The 16,089-nt window shown below is 72.0% G+C and carries 14 protein-coding genes and 1 pseudogene; 5 read left to right on the top strand and 10 right to left on the bottom strand.

What is annotated here, in order from left to right; genetic code table 11:
• Window positions 1-342: 342 nt before the first annotated feature.
• From Ae331Ps2_RS22595 to Ae331Ps2_RS22565, 5 genes are all read right to left on the bottom strand, one after another.
• Entirely contained in the window at window positions 343-1,335 is a 993-nt protein-coding gene (locus Ae331Ps2_RS22595; RefSeq protein WP_170918283.1) for an iron-siderophore ABC transporter substrate-binding protein, read from the bottom strand.
• Between the two features lie 1,093 nt (window positions 1,336-2,428).
• Entirely contained in the window at window positions 2,429-2,713 is a 285-nt protein-coding gene (locus Ae331Ps2_RS34370; protein ID WP_075306645.1) for a DUF1918 domain-containing protein, read from the bottom strand.
• Between the two features lie 32 nt (window positions 2,714-2,745).
• A complete protein-coding gene (locus tag Ae331Ps2_RS22575; RefSeq protein WP_139318728.1) occupies window positions 2,746-3,174 on the bottom strand; it encodes a hypothetical protein in 429 nt (142 codons plus the stop codon).
• A 381-nt stretch (window positions 3,175-3,555) separates the two neighbouring features.
• Window positions 3,556-3,885: a hypothetical protein gene (locus tag Ae331Ps2_RS22570; RefSeq protein ID WP_075306647.1), complete on the bottom strand. Its 330-nt coding sequence runs from the start codon at window positions 3,883-3,885 to the stop codon at window positions 3,556-3,558.
• A gap of 336 nt (window positions 3,886-4,221) precedes the next feature.
• The gene (locus Ae331Ps2_RS22565) at window positions 4,222-5,361 is read right to left on the bottom strand and encodes an NAD(P)/FAD-dependent oxidoreductase (RefSeq protein ID WP_075306648.1); all 1,140 of its coding nucleotides are present in this window, start codon (window positions 5,359-5,361) and stop codon (window positions 4,222-4,224) included.
• A gap of 76 nt (window positions 5,362-5,437) precedes the next feature.
• On the opposite strand from Ae331Ps2_RS22565, the gene Ae331Ps2_RS22560 reads away from it, so the two are divergent.
• Window positions 5,438-6,103, top strand: a complete 666-nt coding sequence (locus tag Ae331Ps2_RS22560; RefSeq protein ID WP_075306649.1) for a TetR/AcrR family transcriptional regulator — start codon at window positions 5,438-5,440, stop codon at window positions 6,101-6,103.
• A gap of 36 nt (window positions 6,104-6,139) precedes the next feature.
• Here Ae331Ps2_RS22560 and Ae331Ps2_RS22555 read toward each other — a convergent pair whose 3' ends face one another.
• A complete protein-coding gene (locus Ae331Ps2_RS22555) occupies window positions 6,140-6,721 on the bottom strand; it encodes a TetR/AcrR family transcriptional regulator (RefSeq protein ID WP_075306650.1) in 582 nt (193 codons plus the stop codon).
• 97 nt (window positions 6,722-6,818) lie between these two features.
• Here Ae331Ps2_RS22555 and Ae331Ps2_RS22550 point away from each other — a divergent pair, with 97 nt between their 5' ends.
• Both Ae331Ps2_RS22550 and Ae331Ps2_RS22545 read left to right on the top strand, forming a co-directional pair.
• Window positions 6,819-8,321, top strand: coding sequence for an MFS transporter (locus Ae331Ps2_RS22550; RefSeq protein WP_075306651.1), 1,503 nt, complete (start codon window positions 6,819-6,821; stop codon window positions 8,319-8,321).
• A 203-nt stretch (window positions 8,322-8,524) separates the two neighbouring features.
• Complete coding sequence (locus Ae331Ps2_RS22545) at window positions 8,525-9,229, top strand: Crp/Fnr family transcriptional regulator (RefSeq protein ID WP_139318730.1); 705 nt, start codon at window positions 8,525-8,527, stop codon at window positions 9,227-9,229.
• A gap of 137 nt (window positions 9,230-9,366) precedes the next feature.
• Here the strand turns inward: Ae331Ps2_RS22545 and Ae331Ps2_RS33510 are convergent, their stop codons facing one another.
• Both Ae331Ps2_RS33510 and Ae331Ps2_RS34365 read right to left on the bottom strand, forming a co-directional pair.
• Window positions 9,367-11,043 (bottom strand): tetratricopeptide repeat protein, encoded by a 1,677-nt coding sequence (locus Ae331Ps2_RS33510; protein ID WP_075306653.1) that lies wholly within the window; start codon window positions 11,041-11,043, stop codon window positions 9,367-9,369.
• 625 nt (window positions 11,044-11,668) lie between these two features.
• Window positions 11,669-12,295: pseudogene (locus tag Ae331Ps2_RS34365) on the bottom strand (BTAD domain-containing putative transcriptional regulator); the annotation flags it as partial.
• Window positions 12,296-12,528: 233 nt separating this feature from the next.
• Between Ae331Ps2_RS34365 and Ae331Ps2_RS22520 the strand changes: the two are divergent.
• Window positions 12,529-12,864 (top strand): hydroxyisourate hydrolase, encoded by a 336-nt coding sequence (locus tag Ae331Ps2_RS22520; RefSeq protein WP_139318733.1) that lies wholly within the window; start codon window positions 12,529-12,531, stop codon window positions 12,862-12,864.
• Here Ae331Ps2_RS22520 and Ae331Ps2_RS22515 read toward each other — a convergent pair.
• Entirely contained in the window at window positions 12,834-13,040 is a 207-nt protein-coding gene (locus tag Ae331Ps2_RS22515) for an acyl-CoA carboxylase epsilon subunit (RefSeq protein ID WP_075306655.1), read from the bottom strand. The genes Ae331Ps2_RS22520 and Ae331Ps2_RS22515 overlap by 31 nt on opposite strands.
• Complete coding sequence (locus tag Ae331Ps2_RS22510; protein ID WP_170918284.1) at window positions 13,037-14,620, bottom strand: acyl-CoA carboxylase subunit beta; 1,584 nt, start codon at window positions 14,618-14,620, stop codon at window positions 13,037-13,039. The genes Ae331Ps2_RS22515 and Ae331Ps2_RS22510 overlap by 4 nt, the downstream gene beginning before the upstream one ends.
• A gap of 202 nt (window positions 14,621-14,822) precedes the next feature.
• Between Ae331Ps2_RS22510 and Ae331Ps2_RS22505 the strand changes: the two genes are divergently transcribed.
• On the top strand, window positions 14,823-16,064 hold the full coding sequence (locus Ae331Ps2_RS22505; RefSeq protein ID WP_075306656.1) for an NAD(P)/FAD-dependent oxidoreductase: 1,242 nt from the start codon (window positions 14,823-14,825) through the stop codon (window positions 16,062-16,064).
• Window positions 16,065-16,089: the final 25 nt, after the last annotated feature.

Raw genomic sequence — 16,089 nt, 5'->3', positions numbered from 1 at the left:
TTCGCACCCTCGCGGGGTCGGCCATCACTGTCCCTTGCACATGGTCGGCTGCACTTCTCTAAGGCGAGCCTAACTTCATCACATCGATCAACATCCCGCCTAGAGAGTGACATCACGCAGAACACCCACACCGACCGAAACGCCAGGTCGGAGTAGCGTGAGGAGGCCAGCGTCACTCGTTTGACTGATCTCGTCGCGCGTTGGCGTTACTGCGTCCTGGTGTGACGTCCCGGGCCTCCTCGGCCCGTTCGACGGAGGCCCCGGCCCCGGGGATCAACCCTCCGCACACGACTGCGGCCGGCACCGGGGATGCCGGAGCCGGCCGCAGTGGAGGACGAGGGACTACTTGGACACGGCGTCCGACAGACGCGGGGCGATCCGGTCGACGATCCACGGGATCGACAGCGGGGACGGGTTGCGCAGCCCGATGAACTCGTCGTAGTCGTAGGTCACGACCGCGCCGCGCTGCACCACCGGCAGCCGCTCGTACAGCGGGTTCTGCTGGAGGGTCCTGAGTGCCTCCGCGTCACCGCCGTCGAACAGGACGAGGGCGTCCGCGTCGAGCGAGGCGATCTGCTCGGAGGAGAGCTGCACCCCGAACGACTCCCCCTTCGGCAGGGCGAGGATCTGCGGCGACAGCGAGAGCCCCAGCGCCGCGGGCACCGAGTTCATCGCGTCGTCCGGGTCGCGCAGGGCGGTCACCGCACCGGGCTGCACGAAGCCGAAGGTGTAGGTGGCACCCTGCAGCGCCGGGTGCGCGGCCCGCGTCTCGTCGAGCTTCGTCTGCACCTGGCCGATGACCCGCTCGGCGTCGGCCGGCCGGCCGAGCGCAGTCGCGAGCTGCGTCGTCATCTCCTGCCAGGTGTCCTGGGCCGGGCCCTTCTGGTAGCCGATCGTCGGCGCGATCGCACTGAGCTGCTGGTAGGACTTCTGCAGCGCGAAGTAGCCAGGGGCGAAGATCAGGTCCGGCTTCAGGGCGGCGACCTGCTCGATGTTCACCTCGGTGGCCTCGCCGGTCACGGGGAGCACCTCGACGTCCTTGGCACCCGGGGCCTGCGACGTCCACGGGGAGAGACCGGACTCGCTGCCGCTGGAGGACGCTCCGACGACGGGCGCCTGCAGCGCCAGTGCGACGTCGAACCCGGTGGGCCCGAGCGCCACGATCCGTGAGACACCGGGCGGCACGGTCGTGGTGCCCAGTGCGTGGGTGACCGTGACCGAGCCCTGGGCGGTGTCGGGGGCACCGGAGGACTCACTGCCGCAGGCGACGGTTCCGAACAGCAGCGCGCCGCACACGGCGGCACCGAGGAGTCCTCGGCGACTTAACTTAGGCATACCTCGTAAGTTACGCAGGAGGTACTCGTCCGCGGAAGATCGGTCGCGGTATCGGTGCGGTACCGCACAGTCACGACGGTCCGATGAGGACCGACGCGCACGATCAGGGGCCCCGGGCCGTGACGGCCCGGGGCCCCTGCTCATGCGGTCGGAGGCGAGCGTTGGTCGGGGCGCACTCTTCGGCGCCCGGCGTCGTGCCGCGTTGGTCGCGTTCCCGGTCCGGCGCGTCCCGGTCCGGCGCGGTCGGGCGTGTCCTCGGTGGCGGTGGCGGTGTCGGTGCGAGGACGCCGGATCGTGCGACGGCGGGCGGTCCGAGGCCGGGCTTCGGGCCACGGACCGGACGCGGCGACGATGGCGAAGAACGCGGCGTCGGTGTCGGGCCCGGTCTCGACGTGGGCGGTGACCCCGCAGTCGGGTGAGGTACGGCCGTCGAGCGGCATCTCGACGACGGGGGCCGTGTCGGCTCGGGCCGGAACACCCGAGGGCGCTGCACACGGGGCGTCCAGCATCGTCATCACCTCACGAGGGTCGAGGAGCGGAGTCGCCCCGGTCGGAGCACCGGGGACGGTGCCCGACCCGTGGGCGACTCCACCGTGCGGTTCGAGTGATGGTCGGTCGATGATCAGAAGTCTCGAGGTGGCTGCCACCCCCTTCCGAACCTGTCGTCGTGGCCGTTCCGTGGCGACTCCGTGGCCGTTCGGTGGCTGCTCGGGGGCCGCGGCCTCGGCGGACCGCCGCGTCAGCGAGGACCGGGCCAGGAGCTGTCGTCCGCGATCGTCGACCCGATCGCGACGTGCGTCGGCCAACCCGGGGCCGCCGGGACGAACGGTCTGGCGTCCGGGTCGAGGAACCGGTCCAGCGCACGGAACGGATTGGCCCGCATCACCAGGTTCTCACCTCCCTTTCCGACCTGTTCCACGCACACCGGGAAACGGGGCACGGCACGGACGACGTCACCATATCTGTCGCCCGGGCTCACTTCGGCCTGCCATTCCCGGCCTGCTCGGAGGAACCGTCGCTCACACTCGGTCGGTTGTCGTGCGGTGTCCGATCTCTCGGACATCTCCACTAATAAGACACTCCACGGCGGTTGTCAAGGACGCGGATCCGACACCGGAGAACCGTCGTCGCGAACCGGTTCCACCCACTCGACGTCGCCCTCCCCGATCACGGTTTCCTCCGGGTGGGGCTCGGGCGCGACGAGCCGCACCCGGGCGTCGGCGCCGGGGCTGTAGAGCGACTCCGCCCCATCGGCCCACCGGACCCGGTACGGCGGCTCCCCGTTCCGTCCCAGCACGCCGAGCACCTCACCGAGTCGGGCGGTTCGCCCCAGCGTGGCGGACTCGACGACGATGTGGTCGCCCACGACTGCCTGCATCGTTCTCCACCTTCCTCCTTTTCCTGCGGTGCTCACCCTCGGGACCGGGGGCTCGGTGACGCGACGCCCCGGCTCGGGCGCGGTGACCGGCCCCCGTCGCGATGGTCCGGGGCCGTGACCAGCGCGTCCAGTGCAGCCGGCAGATCGGGGAACTGCCCGATCCGCTCCAGCACGGCGTGGGCCCGCACCCCGGCCCGTGCCGCGAGGTGCCCCGCACCGACGAGGTGGAAACCCACCCCGCGGCGCGCGGTCGCGTAGGTGGCGTGGCGCAGAGCGGACAGCCCCGGCGAGGTCGCAGCCGCGACCCCGGCCAGGTCGGCCAGGATGTGCCCGGCCCGCACACGGGCGTCGTCGAGCAGGGCGAGGCGGGCGTCGACCTGGCGCAGGATCCGCGCACCCGCTGTGGTGTCCAGGAAGCCCCACACCCGGATCCGGTACACGTCCGGATGTGGGGAGTCCACTCTGATCCGTTCAACTCCCATCACGAAACCCCTCCTTCTCGCACCCCTGTTCCGGCGATGTCCGCGCGGCACCCCGGCCCTCGCGGAACCGATCGAACGGCGTTCTCACACCGCCATCTCGATTTATAGGAACCGATTCCGACAACGGCCCTATTCCTGGCGGGGCCGACGTCGGAGGAAACAGACGATCGCGCTGAACATCTGCCAGGAACCGGAATCCGCACATCGCACGCGGCCCCGTTCCTCCACGCGGTCGGCGGACGACGGCTCGACGCGCGATCACGTGATCCACCGGATCCCGCCCGGCCGCGCCGGGGGGGCGCACACCCGCACCGGAGGGATCGAGCGCGGAGCCGGACCCGGGGCGGCGACGATCGTGGGTCATGGCGAGCGGACTACCCGGCTGCGCCGAGAGCATGCCGGAGGTGCGGCCTCCGTCGTCACACCCGCGACCAGGATCTCGCGAACGGTCGTCGGGCCGTCGCCGCGCGCCTCGGCCGAGGTCTCACCTGATGGGCTCGCGATCGAGGCGAGGCAGGCGTCGTACTCCTCGGCCGCGCCGGGGCCGGGCTGCCACTGTTGGCGGGTCGACTCGACGGCGATTCTGACGAGCCTCCTGCGGTCGGGGTCCTGCGGGTCGGGCTCACCGACGTCGGGGCTCGACGGCATCGCGCGGTCACGCTGGTACTGAAAGAGCCGTGCGAAATGCACTTCGGCACCGTCGGCGGTGACATCGACGACATGCCCGCGGACGGTCGGTCACGCATTCGTGGGGGTTGTCGCTCGCCGAGACCCCGAGCGTGACCCGCGCGTCACGCACCAGGTTCCGGACCCAGGCCTGTCGGGGTGTGCTGTTCAGTAGGACATCACCGTCCTGCCAGTCGACCCGGGTCGGGGTAACCGGGGCGCTGCCGTCAGCGCGGGCGGTGGGCACGTGAGCGGAATGGGGCGCCAGCAGGAGGGCACGGACCCTCTCGTCGATGGTGTCTCCCGGAGTCGTCGGACCACCTGGTGGTCGCGTCGTCGGTGACGGTGCAACCGACCGACTCAGTGGTGGTCCAGCTCGTCGCCCGACATGAGGGCGAGCAAGCCGGCGGGAGTGTGCTCGTCGAAGAGCAGTCCGAGGTTGCGGTGGGACTCGGCCGCGAACTGCGCGCTCCGCGCGAACAGGGCCGTCTCGTAGGAGGCGAACGCGGCCTCGATGTCGTCGGGGTGCTCGGCGATGACTCGGCCGAGTTCGGCGCCGTCGAACATGGCGAGGTTGACGCCTTCCCCGGCGAACGGCGACATAACGTGCGCGGCATCCCCGAGCAGGGTCACCCCGGGCACGCGGTCCCAGCGGTGCCCGATGGGCAGGACATGGATGGGGCGCAGCACGGGAACGGTGTCGCCATCGGTGATCAGAGCAGTGAGCGCGGGAGACCAGCCTCCGAACTCGGCGGCGACGCGTGCCGTCGTCATGGCGGCGTCCGCGCCCTCGATCTCACGGAACCAGCCCCGCGGTTCGACCAGGGCAATGTAGGCGTGCAGGACACCTCCGGGCTCGCGGTGGGCCAGCACCCCGCGGCCCGGCGCGAGCGCGAACAGCGCCCCGTCCCCGACCGCCGCGGCCGCGTCCGGGTGCCGTACGTCGGCATCGTGCAGCGAAGTCTCGACGAACGAGATACCGGCGTACTCCGGGGTCGCGTCACTGAGCAGCGGCCGGATCCTCGACCAGGCGCCGTCGGCGCCGACGAGCACGTCGGTGGTCACGGTGGCGCCGTTGTCGAAGCGCAGCGTGTGCCGCCCGTCGCCCGCGGGAGCGACCCCGGCGAGCCGGTGCCCCCATCGGACAGTGCCCTCGGGAAGCGACTCGAGCAGGATCCGGCGGAGGTCGCCACGCAGGACCTCCGGACGGCCTCCGATGCCCTCGTCGGGCTCGTCGAGCAGGACGGTGCCGTCGGCCGTCAGAACGCGGGTGGCCTCGCCGCCACGGTGGATGATCCCCTCGAACTGTGCGGTCAGACCGGCGGCCGCCAGGGCGGGTTGCCCGTTGTACTGGTGCAGGTCGAGCTGACCGCCCTGTGTGCGGGCCTGCGGCGAGCTCTCCGCCTCGTAGACCGTGGCACCGACACCGCGGACGTGAAGGACGCGAGCGAGGACGAGCCCTCCGAGACCCGCTCCGACGATGGTGACCGATCCGGCCATGACAGCTCTCCCGACGGTGTGCGGATGGCACGTCGTACCAGATTGGTACGACGTACCATCCGTGTCAATATGAGTCGTGCCCAGGACGTCGCGCCGCGCGGAGCGGAAAACGCTGACCCGGCAGCGCGTCGTCGAGGCGGCCGCCCAGCTGCTCGACACCGTGGGCGAGGACGGTCTGACCTTCCGGGCACTCGCCGCGAAGCTGGAGACCGGACACGGCGCGATCCAGTGGCACGTGGCGACCAAGGACGAGCTGCTCGTCGCCGCGACCGAGATGGTCGTGTCCCGCGCGCTCGGACGCGCTGACCCGGCCGGCTCGCCGCAAGCCGCGATCCGCGCGGTGGCCCTCGGCGTGTTCGATGCGATCGAGGCGCACCCCTGGGTCGGCGCCCAGCTGGCGAGGCCGCCGTGGGACGCGACGGCCCTAGTCGTGTTCGAGCTGATCGGTCGCCAGGTCCAGGCACTGGAAGTGCCGTCCGACGCCCAGTTCACCGCGACGTCCGCACTGCTGGTGCACATCATCGGCGCCGGTAGTCAGCAGGCAAGGAACGCCCGCTCCCCCGAGGCCGCTCTCGGGCGCCAGGAGTTCCTCGACCGGCTGGCCGTACGGTGGGAGGAGCTCGACGGCGAGCAGTACGCGTTCACCCGCACGGTCGCGGGACGGATGCGCGATCACGACGACCGGGCCGAGTTCCTCGCCGGGATCGACCTCATCCTCGCCGGGCTCACCCGGCTCCCCTGAGCGGACGACCCAGGGCCGCCGGTCGGCGGGCCGCCGTCAGCGGAGCGAGCAGAGCAGGCCGTGGAACGCTGCCCAGACTGCCTCGCTGTCCACCGTCCCCCGCGCCTCGGCCAGCCACAGGGCAGCCTCGTTCATCGCACCGGACAACAGCCTGGTCAGCGGCTCGACCGGCTGCGCCGCGATCACCCCGTCATCGACGAGTTGCTGCAGCGACTCCGCCAGATGCCGCGCGGAGGTCTGTTCGTCCAGCCGCCGCCACTCCGCCCATCCCAGGACCGCGGGCCCGTCGATCAGCATGATCCGGGACAGCTCGGGGTCGTTCGACACCGACAGGAACGCCCGGCACCCCTCGACGAAGGAGACCCAGGAGTCCGCGTCGTCGGACACCGACGTGGCCACCCGCTCGGCGACCTCCGACTGGACCTGCGCGAGGACCTCGCGGAACAGGCCGATCTTGCCGTCGAAGCTGTGGTAGAGGGCCCCCTTGGTGACACCGGCGGCGGCCACGATCTCGGCCAGCCCGACCGCGCCGTAGCCACGCTGGGCGAACAACGTCCGCGCCTCCTGGATCAGCGCCTGGCGCGTCTGCTCCCGTTGCCGGACCCGCACTCCGGTCATCGACCCTCCCCGATTTCATGTACCGACGGTATGTGAACGTGCTACGGTCCCCTTGTACGTACCGATGGTACGCCAACTTCGACCAAGGAGTCCCGTCATGACCACCGTCGCGCCTCGCGAGCAGCGCGCCGGTACCCGCGAATGGCTCGGCCTCGCGGTACTGGCACTTCCCACCCTCCTCGTCTCGATGGACGTCAGCGTCCTGCACCTGGCCGGTCCCGCGATCACCCTGGATCTCGGCGCCACCGCACAGCAGATGCTGTGGATCATCGACATCTACGGCTTCATGATCGCGGGCCTGCTGGTCACGATGGGCAGCCTCGGCGACCGCATCGGGCGGCGGAAGCTGCTCCTGATCGGCGCGGCCGCCTTCGGCGACGCATCGATCGTGGCCGCGCTGGCGACCAGCCCGGAGGCTCTCCTGGTCAGCCGGGCCGCTCTGGGGATCGCCGGCGCGACCCTGATGCCCTCGACCCTGTCGCTGATCAGCGCAATGTTCGGCGACCCACGCCAGCGCGGCATGGCGATCGGGCTGTGGGTCACCATGTTCTCGGTCGGGATCGCGCTCGGTCCGGTGATCGGCGGCGCGCTGCTGCAGGTCTTCTGGTGGGGCTCGGTCTTCCTGATCGCGGTGCCGGTCATGGCGCTGCTGCTCGTCGCCGGACCGCTCCTGCTGCCGGAGTACCGCGCCGAACAGGCCGACCCGATCGATCTGGCGAGCGTCGCCCTGTCCCTCGGCGCGATCATGCCCGTCGTCTACGGCCTCAAGGAGCTCGCGGTGGGCGGCAACGCCGGCATCGCCGCAGTGGCGATCGTCGCCGGTCTGGCACTCGGCGTCGTCTTCGCCCGCCGGCAGCGGCGCCTGACGACCCCGCTGATCGACCTCACCCTGTTCCGGAGCCGGGCCTTCAGCACCGCCGCCGTGGCCATGCTGCTGGCGATGTTCGTCGCCGGCGGCACCTACCTCTACGTGACCCAGTACCTGCAGCTGGCACAGGGACAGTCCCCCATGGCGGCCGGCCTCTGGCTGCTGCCCGCGGCGCTCGGGCTGATCGTGACCTCGATGGCCGCTCCGGCCCTGGCCGGACGCTTCGCGCCGGCCCACATCGTCGCCGGCGGTCTCCTGATCTCCATCGTCGGACACCTGATGCTCGCAACGGTCGGCCCGGAGACCGGACTGTGGGTGGCGGTGGTCGGATTCAGCCTGACCTACGCCGGTGGCGGCCCGCTGATCGCCCTGGGCACCGACCTGATCGTCGGCTCCTCCCCGCCGGAGAAGGCCGGCTCGGCGGCCGCCGTCTCCGAGACCGCGACCGAGCTGGGCATGGCACTGGGCGTCGCGGTGCTCGGCGCGCTCGGCACGTTCATCTACCGCACCCAGCTCGCGGGATCCCCTGTCGGAGCAGAGGCGGGAGGTGCCGACACCTTCGCCGGCACCGTGGAGGCCGCCGGCCAGCTCCCCGGCACGGAGGCCGGAGAGCTGGTCGCGGCGGGCACCCAGGCGTTCACCTCGTCGCTGTCGACGATCGGCCTGGTCAGCGCGGCGCTGTCCGCCGTCATGGCGGTGGCGATCGTGCTGGGTCTGCGCACCAGGAGCTGACCGGCTCGGCGCGGTGATCGGGCGACCCGCCCCGATCACCGCTGCCGCCGCCGTATCGGACATCCAGCTCGATAGGGCCCTGATAGACCACACACCTACGGTCGGACGTACCGAACTCACCGCCCAAACCGGGCAGGAGTCCGATACGCCGTGGAGGCGCTGTGGGGGAGCTCGCGCACAGGGTGGTGGGTCAGGCGGAACCGTTGCCGGCCCGCCGCCCCGGGAACATCGGGACGTCGAGTCGGACGGAGTTCCCGGACCTGCTCGGCGATCTCGTCCGGAGAGGACAGCTGTCCTACACCCGGACGTCGTTCGCCGAGGGGAGCACCGTGTACCGCGGACAGCACCCCGACGAGTCGATCTACCTCGTCCTCACCGGACGGGTGAAGACCATCGTGCACTCCCGGTCGGGGAAGATGTGCCTGCTCCGCATCTACGGTGCCGGGGAGGTCGTCGGGGAGCTCGCACTCCTCGACGGCGCACGCACCGAGACGGCCGTGGCGATGGACCCGGTGGACATGCTGAGGTTCTCCGCCGAGGCGCTCTTCCGGGCTCTCGACGGCCGGGTACTGCACCGGCATCTCATCCAGCACCTGGCGGGCCGGCTCGCCGAACAGCAGACCTCGATCAGCCATCTCGTCACCGATGACAGCGAGCACCGCCTGGGTGTGACCCTGCTCGACCTGGCCCACCGACTGGGCCGCGCGGGGCCGACCGGGGTGACCATCCACGACCGCATCACGCAGGAGGAGCTGGCGCACATCGTCGGCACCACCCGGTCGCGAGTCGGGTACTTCCTGCGCCGGTTCGAGGAGGCGGGGGCCGTCGAGTTCCGGACCGGCCGCGTGCTGCGGGTCCGTCCGGCGGCACTGCGCTTCTACCTCGATGCCCGCGCCGACGCCGGCTGACCGTCACAGACCGCCGGGAACGGTCCACCACCACCACGAAGGAGCCGACCGGTCATGACGCACACACCCACCAGGTCCACCACCTCCCCACGGCGACCGCGCAACACGGTCTGGGACTGATGAGGACGCCCCCGAGGTCAGGCCGGCGGTCGCGTACGCCCCGCGGCTCCTCCCGGGGCGTCACCACGGGCCACGGCCAGGGCGGCGCGGCACTGGTCCTCGAGCAGTGTCAGGCCCGCCCCCTCGATCACGTCCAGTGCCTGGACCGCAGCAGCGGCCGCCGCCGCACGGTCGCCGAGGCCCAGGTCGAGGCGACCGATCGCGAGCAGCGCGTGGGCCCGCATCCGCTTCTCGCCCAGGCTCTCGGCGAGGACGGCGGCCTGTTCGAACGACCGGCGCGCCGCGACCGGGTCTCCCCGCAGCTCCAGCGCCTCACCGAGTCCGACCATCCCGTGCAACGCGGCCGACCGGTCGTCGACCGCGCGGGCGAAGGTGAGCACCCGGTCGAACAACGCCTCCGCGGTCTCGCCCTCGCCGCGGCGGAGATGGACGAGCCCGCGCCGGTGGGTGATCTGCGCGGCGAGCCTGCGATTGGGCAGGTCCTCCACCGCACGTGCGGCATCCTCGATGACCGCCAGCGCCTCGTCGACCCGGCCGGTGTCCATCGCGAGCTGGGCCAGGTTGGCCAACACGTGTGCCGCCCCGGACCGGTCACCGTGCGACCGCAGCACCACCAGGGCGGCCCGGGACCGCTGGCACGACCGGTCGAAGTCCCCGGTGAGCCGATCGAGGATGGCGAGGTTGCGGTCCACGAGAGCCCGGCCGTACTCGTCGGCGAGGTCGGCGAACAACTCGGCGGCCCGGTCGAGGTCGACCCGCGCCCGTCCGTAGCGCTGCTCGAACAGCTCGAGGGACCCGAGCGAGTAGCGGACGGCCGCCTCGCCGCGGTGGTCCCCCGCCCGGACCACCGCGCTGAGCGCGGTGAGGTGGGTCGAGCGCCACTCGTCGTAGAAGCCGTACGCCTCGAACAGCACCACCGCGGTGACGGCCAGGGACCAGCACTCGGTGTGCAGCCCGAGCGCCGATGCCTGGGAGACGGCGGCGACCAGGGCGGCGCGTTCACGCCGCAACCAGGCGAGTGGCTCGACCGGCAGTCGGTCGGCGGCGCGGCGGTCCGCCTCCGGCCGCGGCCCGTCGCCCGGCAGCCCATCGCTCCGCAGCAGCAGATCCCCGCCGTACTCGTGGACATGGGTCTGCTCGACCAGCCGCAGGAACGCCCGCACGACCCGGGTGATGGCCTCGACCCGACCGGACGGCGTCTCCTCGACCATCGCGCGTTCGCGGGCGAACAACCGGACCAGCTCGTGCAGCCGGAACTGACCGGACAGGGGATCGTCCGAGCCGACCTCGACGATCTCGAGCAGGTGCAGCTCCACGAGCTCGTCGAGATGCCTCTCCGCCGTACGTCCGTCGCAGCTCAGGAGCACCGCGCACACCCACCCGCCGGTGCGGGGAGTGTCGAGCAGCGCCAGCAGCCGCAGCAGTCGGCGGGCCTCGGGGGCCAGCGACTCGTAGGTCAGGAGCAGACTCCCCCGCACCGCCATGTCCCCGTGCTGGAGTTCGTCCAGCTGTATCGAGTCGTCGGCCAGGCGCGAGCACATGGCGCGCAACGTCCAGTGCGGACGGGCGGCGAGCCGGGCCGCCGCGATCCGCACCGCGAGCGGCAGGTGCCCGCAGAACCGCGCGAGGGTGCGGGCGGCCTCGGGATCGGCCCCGATGCGTTCGCACCCGAGGATGCGTTCCAGCAGCGCCATCGACTCGGCAGGGGCGAACGCTCCGACCTCGAAGCGGGTGGCGCCCGGGAGGGCGGTCAGTCGCCGCCTGCTCGTGACGATCAGCGCGCTCCCCGGGCCCGGGGGGGACCAGAGGGAGCAGCTGCGACTCCACGGTCGCGTCGTCGACGACGATCAGGACCGACCGGCCGGCGATGCGTTCGTGGAACGCCGCGTGCCGTTCGTCCGACGACTCGGGGATGAGCTGGGGCGGAGTCCCCAGAGCCCGCAGGAAGCGCTCGAGCGCCCGGTCCGTAGCGGCCGGGTCGCTGCCGATCGAGGCGTAGAAGCAGCCGTCGGGGAACCTGTCGGCCGTGCGGTGCGCCAGGTGCAGCGCGAGTGCCGACTTGCCGACCCCGCCGTGCCCGGACAGAACGAGCACCGCGGCGGCGCTGCGGCCCCGGGTACTCGAGCGGATCACACCCAGCATGCGACGGATCGCGGCCTCGCGGCCCGTGAAGTCACCGACGCCCGCCGGGAGCATCGCGGGAGCCGACGCGGCCGGCGCGGCCGGCGACGGGCCCTGCAGCAACGAGGAGTCGCCGCGCAGGATCGCGGCCTCCAGCGAGCGCAGCGGCTCGGCGGGTTCGATGCCGAGCTCGGCGATCGACACGTCACGGGCACGCCGGTACTCCCGCAGCGCGTCGGCCTGCCGGCCGGCTCCGAACAACGCCAGCATGAGCTGGCTGCGCATCTGCTCGCGCAGCGGGTAGTCGAGGATCTCGCGGCTGAGCAGCGGTACCAGCTCCGAGTGCCTGCCGTTCGCCAGCATCAGCGCGGCCAGCTCCTCGATCACGACGGCGCGGCTCTCCTCCAGGGCCACTGCCCTGTCGCGGACGGCGGGACTGGTGATCTCCGGGAGGACGACGGGCCCCCGCCACAGCGCGAGGGAACCGCGCAGGACGGTGACCGCCTCACTGGATCTGCCGGCCCGTACGAGCTCGCGGGCGCGGTCGACGGCGCGCTCGAACTCCAGCCGGTCCAGCTCCGCCGCGCCGGGTTCGAGGGCGTAGCCGGCGCGTCGGGTCACGATCCGGGCCACGGCGGTCCCCAGCCGCTGCCGGAGGTGCGAGACGCAGATCTGGATCTGGCTCCGGGCCGTCGCCGGCGGAGCGTCCGGCCACACCGCGTCGATCAGCCGTTCGGTCGAGACCGTCGCGGGACAGTCGAGCAGCAGACAGGCGAGGACGATCTGCAGCCGAGGCCCTCCCGGGTCCACGGCCTGACCCGTCATGCGCTGGACGTCCAGCACGCCGAGAACCCGCAGTCGCACGGACGCCCCCCATGGCCACTGCCGCGATACGCCGTGAAAGCATTACCGACAGTAGAGATGCTGTTCGAAGAAGTCCACGAACGAGTGGCACACAGCGGACGAAACGGTAGTTACGCATCGTCCGTTCAGCCGAGCGTCGCCCTCGTGAGCCGCCGAACGGCGGTATCGGACCGGCCCGATGGCGGTGCGTCCCGATGACACTGACGCTTCGGGTGTACGACCTGTTGCACGGCCGCCCGGCGGCGGAGGTCCAGGCCCGGATGGAGTACGAGGTGGACGGCTGCTGGGAGCTCGCCCGCGTCGCGCTGACCGACGGCACGGGACTGCTGACCGAGACGGGGCCCGACCGCCATCGGCTGCCGGTCCGCATCGTGATCGACGCCCGCCGGTACTTCGCCGCGCAGGGCGTCGCCGTCACCACCGACGAGATCACGGTCGACGCCGGGACCGCCGGCCCCGGGGTCAGCCGGGACGTCGTACTGCAGATCGCCCCGCACGGCTACGCGGTCTGGACCGGCCACTCCGGGTGAGCGGCGGCCGGCCGGCCGCCGCCCGGGCTGCGCGGGGCGGTCGCCCCGGCCCTCGACGCCGGGGGCGCCGAGACCGTCCCGGCCGCCGCCGCGAGCACGGCGATCAACGCGGCCAGCTCGTCGTCGGTGGGTGCGCCGCGCAGTACCCGCACGTCCGGCGCCGCCTGCGCACTCACTGGGGCGGGTTCCCGTGCCGCGCCGCGTCGCCGACGTGCTTGTCGCTCAGCATGTCCAGCGTCCGGTGGATCAGCCTCCGGGTGTCGCGGGGGTCGATGACGTCGTCGACCAGGCCTCGCTCGGCCGCGTAGTAGGGGTGCACGAGCTCCTGCCGGTACTGCGCCGTGCGTCGGGCGCGGACGCCCTCCGGGTCCTCGGCCTGGTCGATCTCACGGCGGAAGATGACGTTGGCCGCCCCGTCGGGGCCCATGACGGCCACCTCGTTGCTCGGCCACGCGAAGGACACGTCGCACCCGATGGAGCGGGAGTCCATCACGATGTAGGCGCCGCCGTAGGCCTTGCGGAGGATGACCTGGATCCGGGGCACCGTCGCGGCGCAGTAGGCGTAGAGGAGCTTCGCGCCGTGCCGGATGATCCCCCCGTGTTCCTGGCGGGTGCCGGGCATGAAGCCGGGCACGTCGACGAGGGTGACCAGCGGGATGTTGAAGACGTCGCAGGTGCGGACGAACCGGGCCGCCTTCTCCGACGCCGGGATGTCCAGCGCCCCGGCCTGGGCGAGCGGCTGGTTCGCGACGATGCCCACCACCCGCCCGCCGATCCGCGCGAGGGTGCACAGCACGTTGGGTGCCCAGAGCTCGTGGAGTTCCATGTGCTCCCCGTCGTCGACGATGTCCTCGACGACCTCCCGCATGTCGTAGAGCTTCGACGGGTCTGCGGGAACCAGGTCCAGGAGTCGTTCGCAGGTCCGCTCGGGCGGGTCATCCACCCGCGTCGCGGGCGGTGACTCGTCGCCGTGGGCGGGTAGCAGGGCGATCAGGTGGCGGACGTCGAGCAGGCAGGTCGCCTCGTCGTCGTGCACGAAGGTCGCGACGCCGGTCGTCGCGTGCACGTCGGCACCGCCCAGGGCATCGTGCCCGATCTGCTCACCGGTCACCGCGGCCACCACGTCGGGGCCGGTCACGAACATCTGGGCCACGTCGCGGACCATGAACACGAAGTCGGTCAGCGCCGGGGAGTAGGCGGCACCGCCCGCGCACGGCCCCAGCATCACGCTGATCTGGGGGATGACCCCCGAGGCGGCCACGTTCCGCCGGAAGATGCCGCCGTAGCCCGCGAGCGCCGTCACCCCCTCCTGGATGCGCGCGCCGGCCCCGTCGTTCAGCGACACGAGCGGGGCGCCGGCGGACAGCGCCAGGTCCATCACCTTGTGGATCTTCTCGGCGTGCGCCTCACCGAGCGAACCCCCGAAGATCCGGAAGTCGTGCGCGTAGGCGAAGACCGTCCGGCCGGGCACCGTGCCCCAGCCCGCGACGACGCCGTCGGTCTCGGGCCGCCTGCGGTCCATCCCGAACGCGGTCGCCCGGTGCCGCCGCATCGGCTCCACCTCGACGAACGACCCCTCGTCGAACAGCAGGTCGAGCCGCTCGCGCACCGTCAGCTTGCGCCGTGCGTGCTGCCGGGCGGTGGCCTCGGCCTCCCCCTCCACGACGGCGGCGCGGCGGCGGTGCAGGTCCTCGACCAGCCCGCGCAGCGTAGGTGGTGCCGTCTGGTCGGACGGACGGTTCTCCACGGCGGTCACGGGCCGCTCCTCTCTGTTCCACGGTTCGCGCCACCGACGCTAGGACGCGGCCGACCACTCCCCCGCGCAGTTCTGAGCACTCCCCCGGCGGCTCGTCCCGACGCGCACTTCTGAGCGGTCGCCCCGGCGCGGCGTGCGTACCAAGGGCACCGGGACACAGTCGGGCACCTCGCCCGGCGCCCGACCGAGGAGGAGCACCAGCATGTACGACGCGATCATCGTGGGAGCCCGGTGCGGGGGAGCCCCGCTGGCCATGCTGTTGGCCCGGCGCGGCCACCGCGTGCTCGTCCTCGACCGTGCCGCGCTGCCGTCGGACACCGTCTCGACCCACTACCTCCACCAGGCCGGGCTAGCCCGGCTCCAGGCATGGGACCTGCTGGACGAGGTCGTCGCGGCCGGCACACCCGCGTCCCGGTCGATGCACTACGCGCACCGCGACGTGACGATGATCGGTTTCGCCGACCCCGTCGACGGCATCGACGCGGTCTACTGCCCGCGCCGGGTGGTGCTCGACGAGATCCTCGTCAACGCGGCACGCCGCGCCGGTGCGGAGGTCGTCGACGGCTTCGCGGTGACCGACGTGATCTGGGACGACGGGCGGGTCGTCGGGGTCCGGGGGCGCTCGGGCTCCGGTACCGAACAGGAGTTTCGCGGAGCGCTCGTCGTCGGGGCGGACGGGGCCCATTCGACGATCGCGAAGCGCGTCGGTGCGGAGACCTACAACGTCCGTCCGGCCGCGGGGTTCACCTACTACTCCTACTTCGAGGGTCTCGACGACTGGGGCATGCACCACCGGACCGGGCACCACGGAACGTGGGCCGGGACGTGGCCCACGAACGGTGGCCAGCTCGTCGCCGTGATCGGGCGCAAGGACCTGCTGCGTGAGTTCCGTCAGGACGTGCCCCGTCACTTCCAGGCCGTGCTGGACGACGTCGCCCCCGAGCTCGGCGAGCAGATGCGTGACCGCGGCCGGGCGCTGGAGCCCTTCGTCCCGATGCGGTACCCCGACAACTTCTACCGTCAGGCAGCCGGTCCCGGCTGGGCCCTGGTGGGCGACGCGGGCTACCACAAGGACCCGCTGACCGGCTGGGGCATCACCGATGCGTTCCTGCAGGCCGAGATGCTCGCCGACGCGGTCACCCGGTCCGCGTCCGGCGAGACCGACCCCTCCGCGGCACTCGCCGAGTACGGCAAGCGCCGTGACGAGGACACCGCGGTGCTCTACGACTACACCACGACCGTCGCCGAGCTCGACGAGCTGCCGCCCTTCTTCCAGGCGGTCCTGGAGGCCGCCGGATCCACCGAGCGGTGGACGACCGCGATGCTCGGCTGGATCGCCGGCGGGGTCCCCGACCACGAGATCTTCTCCCCCGAGGGGCTCCAGGCCCTCTACGACGACGCCGGCCTCCCCGAGGAGCGGCGCGTCTACGACCCCACGGCCTGACCGTCACCCGCCCGCCGCGAGGAGC

The sequence above is a fragment of the Pseudonocardia sp. Ae331_Ps2 genome (genome assembly GCF_001932405.1).
Taxonomy (GTDB): Bacteria; Actinomycetota; Actinomycetes; order Mycobacteriales; family Pseudonocardiaceae; genus Pseudonocardia.
This window is presented reverse-complemented; position numbering and strand designations above follow the sequence as displayed.